Origin of the sequence: Methanolacinia petrolearia DSM 11571 (assembly GCF_000147875.1) — an archaeon.
Taxonomy (GTDB): Archaea; Halobacteriota; Methanomicrobia; order Methanomicrobiales; family Methanomicrobiaceae; genus Methanolacinia; species Methanolacinia petrolearia.
In genome coordinates, this window is record NC_014507.1 from 699,615 (window position 1) to 713,263 (window position 13,649).

Annotated in this window: 12 protein-coding genes; 10 read left to right on the forward strand and 2 right to left on the reverse strand. The window is 47.1% G+C overall.

Annotated elements, in window-relative coordinates:
- The first annotated feature begins 260 nt into the window (after window positions 1–260).
- From MPET_RS03475 to MPET_RS03495, 5 genes are all read left to right on the forward strand, one after another.
- Window positions 261–806, forward strand: coding sequence for a nucleotidyltransferase domain-containing protein (locus MPET_RS03475; RefSeq protein ID WP_187287580.1), 546 nt, complete (start codon window positions 261–263; stop codon window positions 804–806).
- Window positions 778–1,254 (forward strand): HEPN domain-containing protein, encoded by a 477-nt coding sequence (locus tag MPET_RS03480; protein ID WP_013328641.1) that lies wholly within the window; start codon window positions 778–780, stop codon window positions 1,252–1,254. The genes MPET_RS03475 and MPET_RS03480 overlap by 29 nt, the downstream gene beginning before the upstream one ends.
- Before the next feature lie 71 nt (window positions 1,255–1,325).
- Window positions 1,326–2,576 carry a methyltransferase domain-containing protein gene (locus MPET_RS14795; protein WP_013328642.1) on the forward strand — a complete coding sequence of 417 codons (1,251 nt, stop codon included), beginning with the start codon at window positions 1,326–1,328 and terminating at the stop codon, window positions 2,574–2,576.
- Window positions 2,577–2,650: 74 nt separating this feature from the next.
- Complete coding sequence (cobS, locus tag MPET_RS03490; RefSeq protein ID WP_013328643.1) at window positions 2,651–3,376, forward strand: adenosylcobinamide-GDP ribazoletransferase; 726 nt, start codon at window positions 2,651–2,653, stop codon at window positions 3,374–3,376.
- Window positions 3,377–3,417: 41 nt separating this feature from the next.
- Complete coding sequence (locus MPET_RS03495; RefSeq protein WP_013328644.1) at window positions 3,418–4,287, forward strand: 4Fe-4S binding protein; 870 nt, start codon at window positions 3,418–3,420, stop codon at window positions 4,285–4,287.
- Window positions 4,288–4,296: 9 nt separating this feature from the next.
- Here the strand turns inward: MPET_RS03495 and MPET_RS03500 are convergent, their stop codons facing one another.
- Window positions 4,297–4,599 (reverse strand): hypothetical protein, encoded by a 303-nt coding sequence (locus tag MPET_RS03500; RefSeq protein ID WP_013328645.1) that lies wholly within the window; start codon window positions 4,597–4,599, stop codon window positions 4,297–4,299.
- Between the two features lie 178 nt (window positions 4,600–4,777).
- On the opposite strand from MPET_RS03500, the gene tuf reads away from it, so the two are divergent.
- The 5 genes from tuf to MPET_RS03525 all read left to right on the forward strand — a co-directional run bounded on the left by tuf (window position 4,778) and on the right by MPET_RS03525 (window position 10,427).
- Window positions 4,778–6,055, forward strand: a complete 1,278-nt coding sequence (gene tuf / locus MPET_RS03505; RefSeq protein ID WP_013328646.1) for a translation elongation factor EF-1 subunit alpha — start codon at window positions 4,778–4,780, stop codon at window positions 6,053–6,055.
- A gap of 33 nt (window positions 6,056–6,088) precedes the next feature.
- Window positions 6,089–6,397, forward strand: coding sequence for a 30S ribosomal protein S10 (gene rpsJ, locus MPET_RS03510; protein ID WP_013328647.1), 309 nt, complete (start codon window positions 6,089–6,091; stop codon window positions 6,395–6,397).
- Between the two features lie 14 nt (window positions 6,398–6,411).
- Window positions 6,412–8,148, forward strand: a complete 1,737-nt coding sequence (locus MPET_RS03515; RefSeq protein ID WP_013328648.1) for a flippase activity-associated protein Agl23 — start codon at window positions 6,412–6,414, stop codon at window positions 8,146–8,148.
- A 600-nt stretch (window positions 8,149–8,748) separates the two neighbouring features.
- On the forward strand, window positions 8,749–9,588 hold the full coding sequence (locus tag MPET_RS03520) for a polymer-forming cytoskeletal protein (protein ID WP_013328649.1): 840 nt from the start codon (window positions 8,749–8,751) through the stop codon (window positions 9,586–9,588).
- Between the two features lie 2 nt (window positions 9,589–9,590).
- Entirely contained in the window at window positions 9,591–10,427 is an 837-nt protein-coding gene (locus MPET_RS03525; RefSeq protein WP_013328650.1) for a hypothetical protein, read from the forward strand.
- Between the two features lie 15 nt (window positions 10,428–10,442).
- Here MPET_RS03525 and MPET_RS03530 read toward each other — a convergent pair whose 3' ends face one another.
- Window positions 10,443–13,526: a HEAT repeat domain-containing protein gene (locus MPET_RS03530; RefSeq protein ID WP_013328651.1), complete on the reverse strand. Its 3,084-nt coding sequence runs from the start codon at window positions 13,524–13,526 to the stop codon at window positions 10,443–10,445.
- Window positions 13,527–13,649 lie beyond the last annotated feature (123 nt).

Here is a 13,649-nt window from a genome sequence, read left to right on the forward strand (position 1 = left end):
CATGTGTGTCATTTATTTTCTGGTAACGTGTGAAATTCGGTTTGTTTTTCCTCTTTATCACCTCGCTTCCGTGCCGGACTGTTATAACAGCCCTTGTAAAATATATTTTACATTTTAACATATATACTTTACCTTTACTATGTGATGAATCTCAATAATTGTTTTTCGGGTGCTCCATCCAAAGATCTCCCCTCAAAAATTTCATAGAGTATTTTTTCTCTGGCAAAAGGATATTATGGGATGGAACAATAATGTTCCATGTGGAACGAAATATCGGATATGAGATTGTCATACATCTGCTTGAGTCCGACAGCCACCCGAGGAGGATAGCAAAGGATCTCGAAGTCCCGCATACAACAGTTATCCGTCGGCTGAAAGGTCTTTATGACATGAATATTGTTGATTTCAGGGAGGAGGGGAAGAACAAGGTATTCTATCTTGAAGAAAGTCTTGAGGCAAGATCCTTCATCATCTCCGCGGAGATCTACAAATTTACAAAAACCCTGGACTTATATCCCCGTTTAAGACCGCTTTTCAGTGCAATAATCAGGGATGACAGGATACATATGGCAATACTCTTCGGGAGTTATGCCCGGTGGGCCCCGACCTACAAGAGCGATATCGATATCTTTGTTGAAACAAAGGACAGGGAGATTAAAACCGGGGTGGAGAAACTCCAGTCGCGGGTTAGCGTCAAGATCGGTGATTTCGACCGGAACAGCGATCTTGTGAGGGAGATCGAGAGCAATCACGTAATAATCAAGGGTTTTGAGGATTATGTCGGAAAGACGCGAGTTTTACAGTAGGATCTACAGGCAGGGGCACCTGAGGCCGGTTCCGCCGAGCATAGATATGAAGCGTGCCTACCAGAAAAAATCCGAGAGTTATATCGTATCGGCAAGGATACTGTTCGAGAACGGGAAACTCGAAGAGGCTGTTTCGATGATCTACTACAGCATGTTCTATATGGTGCTCGCTCTTTTTTTCAGAACCGGCATAAAATGCGAGAATCATTCTGCCGCAATATATCTCCTCGAAGATCTGTACGGACTTGACAACAGTGCAATAATCCATGCCAAAAGCGAGAGGATAGACAAACAATATTATATCGATTTCAATCTAAACCGCGAGGATGTCGATGAGATGATGGGAGAGGCATATGATTTCAATGCATACATCATGGACTTTACCGAGAAGATGAAAGGCAGGGAGATTGAGAATTTCAGGAACATGTTCTTAGACCTTGTCAGGTGAATCTTTTTTTTAGTATCTATAATATTACGGATATCCGAAATATATTTATGTGCTACGGACAACCGTAGTATATGCAGTTACACCCTGTAATCCGGCTTCGGCTTTCGCTTGGTTTCATTCAGTATGCATTGAACCTGTTGTGGGAGGTTGACAGGGGGAAGAAGAGCCCTCTTTCTCCTGCAGCGATTGAAATCATATACACGGCCTACTTTCATCCCCTCTATATGGGAGATGTGGCGGAGATGCTCGGGATAACCAGGAGTACTGCCACGGATCATATCAATTATCTTGAACGTGAGGGATATGTCCGCCGGGAATCCGACGGAAACGACAAACGAAGGATCAGGGTGTTTGTGACAGAGAAGGCCGAAGAATGGGTTCTGTCGGTTGAAGAAAGATTGTTCGGCTATTTGGAAAAATGCCTTTCCCGTATGACGAAGGAGGAGCAGGAGCAGTTTGCCTTATTGTCCACCCGGTTTACAGGAGTGTCCGATGACAGGACATTTGATGAAGCTATCAGGGGGATGAAAAAAAGCAGGGACGATTTCAGCGTACCGCTGCTCGAAAGGCGTGATGGGAGACTTCTGCGGCTTGAAGAAATGGCTGATGAGCGCTATCATGCGTTTGATGATGAAGATACTAAAAAAAGTGATGAAATTATGTTTGAAAAAAGAATTCCGGAGACTGATGAAGGTATTCAGGATGAGTTTACGGTTGAGATCTATGATCAGATGCAGAGAAATCTCCGTGATGCGGGACATCTCCCTTCGGAAGATTACATAAAAACCGGCATTGACTCGGGAGAGGTTCTTGAAATCGGTCCCGGGCCCGGTTATACAGGGCTTGAATGGCTTAAAGCTACAAAAGATACGAAGCTCACTGGCGTTGAAATCAGCCCGGAGATGATCTGCATGGCAGAAAAGAATGCATCGGATTATGGGATGTCCGGCCGGACCAAGTACGTGGAAGGAAATGCCATGAATATCCCTCTTGGCAATAACATGTTTGACGGAGTATTTTCCAACGGCTCCATGCATGAGTGGGAGAATCCTGTTTCGGTATTCAACGAAATCGCAAGAGTGCTGAAACCCGGCGGAATTTTCTGCATAACCGATCTGAGAAGAGATCTCTCGGAAGAGATATACGAATACATGTATAATGCCTGTAGTCCTGAGGAGATTAGGCCGGGATTTAAGACATCGGTTATGGCTGCATATACCCCCGTTGAACTGGAGGAAATCCTTGCAGAGTCGGATCTTTCCGGGAAAGTAATCGGCCATCCATACGGGCTTGTAATCACAGGCCGGGCTGCAAAAAAGTAGGAGAATTTTCAATCTCTTTTTTCGACCGGACAGAAGCCCTTTTTTACACCGCCCTTCCAATAAATAATATTCAGATGAAGGGTTTTTTCAGATCGATAGCGGCAACGTTCGGTTTCTGTACAATCCTGCCTGTCGGCAATAACGTGGACTTCGACTATTATGCGAGACGTTATTACCTGATGCCGCTCGTAGGCTATCTTACCGGGTGTATAGCTGCGGGGGTCGCGATCCTTCTCGGCAGCACATCTTTTGCCGCCGCTGCTTCGATTGCTGTTCTGCTGATCCTCTACGGTTTCAATCATCTTGACGGCCTCCTGGATTTCGGCGACGGTCTCATGGCACACGGAAGCCGCGAAAAGCGAATGAAAGCCCTTACAGATCAGAACGTGGGTGCGGGAGGTGTCGGTCTCGCCATGGTCGTGATATTAATGACCTACAGCGGTCTTTCCGCGTTGCCCGCAATGCCTGCGGCACTGATTGTTGCCGAGGTCTGCGCAAAATTCTCACAGGTTGCAATGATTGCATTTGGAGAGCCCCTGCGGGAAGGCATACATTCGTATGTCCGCTCGTTCGGGAAGAAATACTATGTCATTCCGGCGTTTCTGATATGCATTCCGGTAATCCTGATGCCCTTTTCAGTCAGGGAGTTTTCAGCTGCGATAATTGCCACTGCGATCTCTATTGCTTTCGTTTATTTTGCCGCAACAAGGCTTTTCGGCGGTGTTAACGGCGATGTCGACGGTGCTTCCGGAGAGATTACCCGGATGGCGGTTATTGCTGCACTGGCACTCGCTGTCTGAATCATTTTCTTAATAAACTGCAAAGTCCCTCTATTATACTCATGAGTGAACTGTATTACGGGGTTCATACATTAGGCGGTGTAATCACCGAAAGAAATGGTGATCTCTGTACAATACGGCTGCGGATGCCTGCTGGGATATTGTCTGTTGAAAAAATGCGTGGCATCGCAGAGATTGCAGAAAGATTCGGTCAGAATGAAGTACACCTTACGACACGGCAGACCGTGGAGATCCCTCATATCCACCACACAAGACTGGAGGAGATAAAGGAGGCGCTTGCGGAGAACGGGACGCCTCTCGGATCGGAAAAGGACGAGGTTGTAAATATCGTGGCATGTCCCGGGACCGAGAGGTGCAAGTTTGCAAATTCCGATTCAATAGGCCTTGCAAAAAGGCTCGATGAGAAGCTCTTCGGAAAAGAGATGCCGGTGAAGATCAGGATCTCGATCTCCGCCTGCTCTTATGCATGCACCAGTCCGGTCTTAAACGAGATCGGAATAACTACGAGGGTCTCGCCGCACCGGACACCAGGCCTTTGTACAGGGTGCGGCCAGTGCAGCGAATACTGCAAGGAGGAAGCTATCAGTGTAATCGGCGGAGAAGCCAGAGTCGACAAGGAAAAATGTCTCGAATGCGGCGTATGCGTCACCTCCTGCCCGTTCCAGCTTGTGGATATCCAGAAGAAATATTATATCATCACGGTCGGCGGACGAAGAGGGAGACACCCTCAGATGGGGCGCGTCCTTGCAGAGGTCGATAACGAGGACGATGTCGTAAACATCATTGACAGGCTGGTCTACTGGGTATACAGGCGTGCATGGTCCGGCAGACTTCTCTCGGATCAGCTTGAAGACATTAAGTTCGATTCATTCAAAAACGATGTGCTTCCCGAACTTCTGAAAAAGGAGTAATATCTTATTTTAGTATGAATAGAGGGATGTAAATCCTTCATTGTTTTCATCTGCGCATACGATTGCGGTGCCGTCCCTGATTAAAGTCATGAACATCATATGCGCTGCCATGAGTTCCTCGTCTGGAGTCAGCCCTTTCTGGATCCCGTCCATCTTGGACTTCTGCGGTGCTTTGACTTTTCTCTTGTTCACAATCACACCTTCGCAGAATTTGCAGTAGGCGCAGTGGCTATAGACGGAAACATCCTCATTTTGGCATTTTACGAACGCCTGACTCCCCTTCTCGTCTTTTTTTATCTCAAGCGATTTCATCTCTTACAAACCTCTTACTTAAATCAAGATAAATATCTCTTTTTTACGTCGTTTTGATCAATTATCCGCTCAGGTAGTACACAACGAAATCTTTTATATGGCTGGTTTCCATATATAAGATACTCGTACCCAAGCGATTGGACGAATTTGAGTAATCAATAAATTTGAGGTTATGATTATGGCATCAGAGAAGCCACACATGAATCTGGCCGTGGTCGGGCACATCGATCACGGAAAATCCACAACAGTGGGTCGTTTACTGTTTGAGACCGGTGCTGTGCCTGCGCACATCATTGAGAACTACCGTAAGGAAGCGGAATCAAAAGGAAAGGGGTCCTTTGAGTTTGCATGGGTTATGGACAACCTCAAGGAAGAGCGTGAGCGTGGTATTACAATTGATATCGCTCACAAGAGGTTCGACACCGACAAGTACTATTTTACAATCGTAGACTGCCCCGGTCACCGTGACTTCATCAAGAACATGATCACAGGTGCTTCTCAGGCAGATGCAGCTCTCCTTATTGTAGCAGCACCTGACGGTGCAATGGAGCAGACAAAGGAGCACGTTTTCCTTTCCAAGACACTTGGTATCAACCAGCTTATCGTTGGTATCAATAAGATGGATGCAGTAAAATACGACGAAAAGCGCTATGAGGAAGTCAAGAAGCAGATCAGCGATCTCATTAAGATGGTCGGATTCAACCCCGCAAACGTTCCGTTCATCCCCATGTCCTCGTTCGTAGGCGACAACATTGCAACAAAGTCTGCAAACACACCATGGTACAGCGGTCCCGATCTTCTTGAGGCGCTCAACATGCTTCAGCCCCCGGAAATCCCCGTAGACCTTCCGTTCCGTCTTCCGATCCAGGACGTATACTCGATCTCGGGTATCGGAACAGTCCCTGTAGGACGTATTGAGACCGGTGTCATGAAGAAGGGAATGAAGGTTTCATTCATGCCTGCAAACAAAGCCGGTGAGGTAAAGTCAATCGAGATGCACCACGAGGAAATCCCCGAGGCAATGCCCGGTGACAACGTCGGTTTCAACGTCCGTGGTATCGGAAAGAACGATATCCGCCGTGGAGATGTTTGCGGTCCCGAGGAAAAGCCCCCGTCCGTTGCAGAGGAATTCACAGCACAGATCGTTGTTCTCCAGCACCCGAGTGCAATTACAGTCGGATACACCCCTGTATTCCACTGCCACACTGCACAGGTCGCATGCACATTTGTCGAACTCCAGAAGAAGCTTGACCCGCGCACAGGTCAGGTCAAGGAAGAGAACCCCACATTCCTGAAGGCAGGAGATGCGGCAATCGTCAAGCTGCGCCCTGTCCAGCCTCTCGTCATCGAGAAGTTCAAGGACATCCCACAGCTCGGAAGGTTCGCAATCCGTGATATGGGTTCGACAATTGCAGCCGGTATGTGTATAGACATTGACCTCAAAGATATGAGATAACCCGGTTCTCAATATTTTTTTTGGTGACCTAAAATGCAAAAAGCAAGAATTCGTCTTTCCGGAACCGACTTCGAAAAAGTCGAAATGGTTTGCGACCGTATTAAAGAGATAGCTGAAAGAACAGGCGTAAACTTAGCAGGTCCGGTACCTCTTCCCACAAAGAAGCTGGTTGTACCCATTCGCAAGAGCCCAGACGGTGAGGGAACGGCTACATGGGATCGCTGGCAGATGCGTGTTCACAAGAGACTAATTGATCTCGATGCAGACGAGCGTGCACTCAGGCAGCTGATGCGCATTCAGGTCCCCAAGGACATCGGCATTGAGATAGTTCTCGAGAACTAAACAGGAGGCGGCATTTGACAGCCGCAGGATTAACCTCTCAATTTAAAGGATTTTTTACTTTTGAGAGGACTCTTGTTCTGATATTTTTAGTAAGCCTGCTTTTCAGGCTTGCGTTTTTGGATCTGAAGCTCCTCCATCATGATGAGGCCATTCACTCGTGGTTTTCATACAGGCTTCTTACTCTTGGGGAATACAGCTACGATCCTGTCTATCACGGGCCTTTCCTGTATTACGTCACTGCCGGTGTCTTTTCATTTTTAGGTGCCAGTGAGTTTACAGCCAGGCTGATTCCCGCAATCCTCGGAAGCACATTATGTCTGTTCGTGTATCCTGTATACAGGCTTGGCTATCTTAATCGTATCCAGGCGACTGTTGCAGCCGTATTCTTTGCAATATCACCCGATCTTGTATATTTCTCGCGGTTCCTCAGGAATGATATTTTTGTGGTATTTTTCACTCTCGTTATTCTGGTTGCCGCATTGTATTATATCGAGAAAGGGAAACTGCGTTATGCCCTGATAGCCGGAGCAGGCGTCGGATTTGGGATGTCATGCAAGGAGAATATGCCGATAGTGGTCCTGATATTTGCGGTATTTCTCCTTTATCTTATATACTCGGGTAAATGGAAACTCCCGCGCCTCTGGATCCGTGATCTTGCATGTACAGTTATAATAGCCGTCGGAATAATGGCAGTATTCTACTCATCGTTCGGGGCAGTCCCGGAGATGCTCATGACCTGCTGGCAGACTGCCATTGAGCACTGGCTTGCGGTGCACGAGGAGCAGAGGCTTGGCGGACCGCCTTATGTGTATATTCTGCTTTTCATTCTCTATGAACTGCCGATATTCCTGCTCGCCATTTATTCGGTTTACAGGTTCTTTATGGGCGGAAGGAGCCTGAAAAGGAAGAAAAAACAGTCCCTGTCCGAAGAAGAAGCGGAGTTTCCCGAAGATCTGCTTGAGGGAGATGCAGAAACGGCACTTCCTGAAGAGGTCACAACGACCAGTGATGAGAATCTCTGCGCAGAGAATCCGGTTCCTGTTGTTGATAGCGAAGCAGGGACTACCATTGACGAAGTGAAAGAATCACTTGGAAAGCCGACTGGCTTCCCTCTTCCGATTGTTGATAAAAAGACAGAATTTGCAAGATTCTGCATATTCTGGATGATTGCATCGATGGCGGCATATGCATATATCGGCGAGAAGGTTCCATGGCTGATACTTCACCAGCTTGTCCCGATGATCTTTGTTTCGGTCTTCTATATCGAGAGATGGAAGATCTGGGTTCCGGTGTTGGCATCTGTATTCCTCATCGTGATGATGCTCCATGTCGCCTTTACTCCGGCGGATATCAACGAACCTATAGTTCAGGTTCAGAATTCGGAGGAGCTAAAGGAGCTCTTTACAATGATCGACGCCTCGGATAAAGTCGCAGTCGATTTTGACGAGAGATGGCCGATCGCATGGTACTACTACAGCGAAGAAGGCAAAAAGGTCAGTTACGTCACCAATATGAATGAAAATATAGATTATCTCAAAAACGGTGATTTCGATCTGATAATCGTCCATGATGACAAAAATCTCTCAGTGCCGGGCTATGAGAAGTATACGACTCTTAAGAAGAGTTACTGGTTCTCATATTATGATAATAAGGATCGACTCATTCCATATTATTTCCTGAGAGACGGCAAAGTTGGCAGCCTTAATTACGATGTTTTAGTCCGGACGAATAGCAGTTGGGAAACTGTATAATAATCTATTTTTTCTTTTCCGAAAGAAGCGGCACCTTTTCTGAATATGTCGCTGATACAACGGTCACTTAAGGTCGTTTGGGGGTTTCGAAAGGAGCGAAGTCTTCCTATATTGCATAGCTAATGTATCAGTGATTAAGTTCGTTTGAGGGTTTCGAAAGGGGCTGAGCCTTCCACATTTTCATCTCTAATGTACCAGTGACTTATGTTCGTTTAGGGGTTTCGAAAGGGGCGAAGCCCCTTCGGTAGGCAACCCTTGCGCAAGTTCGCTTCGCAGGCTCAGCGAACACGCCCTGACCCCAGGGGCGCCTGCGATAATGCTGCCCTTGCGGGCAGCCTCTATAGTGAATCATAATAATAGCCTTGATAATTGTATTGTGATATTGGAAACAACAGGAGAAAAGGGGATGCTTGCCCATCCCCTTTGCGACTTATCGCAATCCGGGGAGGGTCATAGGGAGGGGGAATCTTCCCCCTCCCTTTTGGTGTCTTACAAGGTTATTCCCTTCCCCCTCCGGAAATCCTAACTTGTCAAATCTTATTTCACATTACATTCATATTTTTATATGTCAGAATCAATCTTTCATCAGGATAAGGTAGCATGGATACGCAAAAGGCAGAATGGCTTTGGCAGTGTACTATACCCGACAATACGGAACTCCAGGAGCATACACTTAAAACAAGCCGCTGCATCATAGTCGGAGAGCGATGCACCATAGATTACGGGCTGAAGGGCGAGGACATCCTTGTCGGTGAGTTCTGTCGAATCAATGGCAATATCAAATCGGATGGCGATTTCCGTCTTGACAACTGGTCTGAAATAACCGGCGACATATATGTTAACGGAGATGCCTTTCTTGGCGAAGGAGTGAAAGTCAGCGGAAAACTGGTTGTTGAGGGAGATCTGGATCTCGGTGATAATGTCCAGATAGCGCAGGGATTTGAAGCACACGGATGGATATCGATTCGTAACCCCATGCCTGTCATCACCTATATTCTTCTTTACCTGATAACGCTTCTCGGTCTTGAAAAAGAGGAGGATATCTCTAATTTTTTCAAAAACCTTGTTGAAGAGGATGAAGATGAAAAATCCGTTCCTCTTGTAATTTCCCCGAATTCCGTTCTTGATATGGAGAGGTTTTCGTCACCAGGAAAGATGACGATTGGAAAGGACTGCCGTCTTCACGGAAATATCAGGGCTAAATCGATAACCGTTCATGAAAAATGCACGATCTTCGGCAGTCTCAGCGCAGAGCAGGATGTCGTTATAATGGAGTCTAATATCGTACACGGGGCCGTGAATTCTTCATCCGGCAATGTGGAGATAATGAATGATTCTCATGTCCTCGGCGATGTTAAATGTAAAAGTCTTGTTATCGATGAGAGATCGCATATCGACGGCATGATTGTCGCACCAGGCGGTGTAAAAATTCAGAGGTGAAAATGAAAATTCTTGAGACTTTTGAAATAGAAGATTGCAGCTGTATTGAGCCGACACTTATGGATCATCTTGAAGACAGATACACCGATATGGCTGTAATGATGGCCGCCGACGAAGCAAGGCTTCTGATCGACGAGAAAGAGGATCCCGTGGCCCTGGCGCTCCATGATTCGAAGAATTGGTTTGTATCGTCATATATCTTCAGGGAACCCGAACTTGGTGTCATCGAGAAGTTCGAAGAGTGCGGCGGGGATATCTACCAGGAGAACCGGGATGACTATACGGATTCAATAAGGGAATACTACTGCTATGAGATGGTAAAGGAATTCCCCGGTGTTCTCGAAGACAACAGGCCCGGAAGGGATATACTCGTCAGGGAGCTCCTGGAGGAGGTCTTCGGAAGCGGCTGCATGGGTATGAAGACCGCCACAGATTTCTGCTGCGGTTCCGGAGTCGCCACATCGGTCCTGAATGATATGGGTAAGGATACGCTCTCCTTTGATCTCGATGCCTCCCTTATCTCGCTGGGGGTTCAGAAGAAAAGACTTGATCCAAAAAGGGCAATGTGCATCGACGGGAGAGCGGCCTCCGTTTTTTGCCCGGAATCCGATCTATGCCTTGCTCTTATGCTCGGGGATATAAACAAAATGAATTATGAAATCTGGGAAAGCATGATCGGCGAGATACTTGCAATAGGTAAGAAGTCCCTGATCTCCGTGGCAACGGAACGCGAATCGAAAATGGTAGAGAAATGGCTCGAAGAAGAGGACGCCTCAGTTACATCGTTTGAAAATACACGCGATCCGATTTATGACAGGTTTGTTCTGGTAGCGGAATAACTTCTTTCCAGTGTTCTAACTTTCTAATTTTTTCAGGATTTTCATTGCAAATGTCCTGATATTTGGGGCTTCCGTGTCTGCAACAGCTTGTTCCAGGTACGGAACCACAGTTTTTCCTCTTTCAAGAAGGGCATTTTCGGCTCTTATTCGTATTGGTGCACTGTTGTCTCCAAGGGCAAGAATAAGCGGCTGTACAGATGCATCCCCGCCGATCCTTTCTATCATCTCAAGCGCACTTGCCCTGAATTCGGGATCTTTGTCATTTTGTAGTTCTGCAAGGACTTCAATGGCCTGTTCGCCGATCCTTTCGATCTCGTCCCAGTTGTCTCTTGCTGCAAGGTAAAAGATGATGTCCCTCTCGGTCTCCGGCACCCATGAGAGTGCTTCAAGAGCATGGGCGATATGCGACCTGTTGTGCGTTCCGGAACTCATGGCATCAAGCAGATATGGTATTGCTTCGTTCCCCGAATTTTTAAGCGAATCCGACGCTTTTTTGCACATGAAATGATCCTTTGAATCCAGAACGGTGATCAGGGTGTTAATAGCTTTTGGATCCTTGAAGTAGCCAAGTGAAATTATTGCAGCATTTTTAACCCTTGAGTCTTCATCGTTATTTACAGTATATATGAGAGCTTCCAGTCCCTGCTGATCTCCGATAAAGCCCAGGGATTCTGCTGCCACCATCCTTACCATAGGATCTTTCTCCTCGTATAATACCTCGCAAAGTGCCTTGATGGTCCGTTTTTCCGGAATTTTTGCAAGATTTTGTGCCAGTATGATCTTGACCGGGGGTCTGCCTGTTTTCAGTTCCCTTATCATGCTTTTTACCGCAGGATCTCCCATGCCTGTCAGTATTTCGGCGATAAGATTCTGGAATTCCGGGTTTTTATCATCTATCGAATTGATAAGCGGCTTTATCGCTTTATCCCCAAGCACGGATATCTTTTCGACTGCTCCCATCTGGACCATTACATCGCCTGATTTGAGTTCACTGATGAGTTTATCGATATCGTCACCGGCTTTTCCGGGTGCAGTTCCGGCAGGAGTCTTTACCGTAGCAGTTACTGCCTCTCCGCCAAGGAGTTCCAGTGCCTTGTTTCTGACTTTTTCATTGCTGTCTGCCGTAAATTCTGCAAGGACTTCCCTGGCTCTCAGATCCTCTATACCGGCAAGAACAACGATAATTCCGTTCTTTTCGATTACATTTCCCTGTACCCGCAATCGCCGGGCTTCATCCATCAGGGCGTTAAACATCTGATCGCTCATGCTGCGTAATGTAATAACGGCAGAGCTCCTGACATCGTACTCGCTGTCGTTGAGCATCCTTACGGCGAGTGATATCGCAAGAGGATCGGCAATCTTTCCAAGGGATTCGAGTGCGGTGATTCTTGCGTCCAGATCGCTGCTTTCGAGAGACTTTTTGATGTAGGGCAGGGAGCTGTTTCCCATCTTCGATACTGCCGATGCAGCTTCCTTTCGAAGTTCCCTGTTGGGATCTGAGAAGCACCTGATAAGAGATGGTATCGATTTGGGCTCCTGTATCAGCCCCAGTGAATGAGCGGAGGCCATGCGGACATTGAGGTTTTTGTCGGTGAGGGTTTTTGCAATGTAGGGGGCGGCTTTGGTGCTTTTCAGGTCCCCGAGAGACTCGATGGCAGCGACCCTGACATTGTCTTTTTTATCGAGCAGAAGATAGAGAAGACAGTCAGTTGTTATGATACCGCTCTGTTTCAGGTTTTCAATCGCTGCCGACCTGACGACTTCGTTTTTATCGGAGAGGGCTTTTGCAAGTTTGATTTTTCTCTCTCCTTCAATGCCGCAAGCCTGAAGTCTCCTCATCCAGCCTTCCTCGGTTTTGGTATCCTTCGGGGCCATGGAAGCTTTCTGCCTTTTAAGCTGCTCTTCGAGGGACTCGTCTTTGCTTTCTTTTTCTTCTTTCTGCGAAGTTTTTTTCTTTTCAGCGCTTAAAGAGTCTTTTTCCTTAATCCTTGAGGCAGCTTCAATTGCAGCTTTTTTCAGCACGGGATCGCTGCTCTTCATCGCATCGTTTATTGCAGCATATCCTATGCTCCCCATTGCCCTGAGAACCTCTGTGCACTTTATCCTGATCGCCGGATTCTGGTTGCATAGTCCGGTTACCAGGGTCGGGACTGCGTTTTCACGCATCTGGACAAGATCGGCCCATCTCTCTTTTACCATCAGGAACCTGGCTTTTTCATTATTGTTGGACGGCTTCCACCCGCTCTTTTCAAGGGACCATGAAGCCTCGACTCTCACTGAAGGGTCTTCATCATCCAGGGCCTTCACAAGATATGGCAGAAGTCTCGGGTCTTTGATCTCTCCTATAGCTTCTATCGCCGCATGCCTGACTCCTGCATCACTGTCATTTGCAAGAACCGTGAGAGGCTTTGCCGCATCATCGGAGTTGATCTTTTTAAGAGTCTGGGCGACTTTCTTCCTGGTTTTAGGATCGGGATTCTTCAGGTCCGCCGAAAGCACGATAACCCCGTCTTTTCCGGTTTTTGAGAGCTTTTCATAGTCCTCAAGGCCATAAAAGAACAATGCGGCCTGCCTGTTGTTTGCAGGCACCCATTTCATATTGGAGAGCGAGAGTGCAGCCTGCCTGCTTACTTCCTGGTTCTTGTCTAAAAGAGCCTGGACAAGGAGTTGTGTGATCTCATTGCCAAGGTAATCCAGGTATCCCAGTGCAAGGGCGGCACCGCGCCTTGATTTGTAATTATCACTCTCTAAAGCTTCTTTGAGCGGGTTGATCGCTTTTTCCCCGTTTTGCCCTATGGCGCGTGCAGCTCCGTCGCGGACTCTTTCCTTGCCTGTTACAAGCAGTTTCATGAGGGTAGGGATTGCGGGCTCCCCGTATGTACCGAGAATCTCGGCTGCACCGGTCCGGATTAGGGCATTGTCATCATTTAATGCCTTCAGAAGGTGGACGATGGCGGGTTTTCCTGCCCCACTCAGCCGGATTGCCGCCTCCTGTCTTTTTTCCCAGTCTTTTGATCCAAGGGCCCGGATAGATCTTTCGATCTCCGTTTCCTTTGCAGATTCATCTTCTTCCCTGTCCTTACGATCAAAAAGTGCCATAGGATTGTTGAAACTCCGCTCAGGTTATAGGAATGTTGTACATAATGATCTGAATTTCCTTTGATATTAAAGTGGTCTTTAGATCCGATTGCGTTTGTATTATATTTTATTTCGTATAACAGG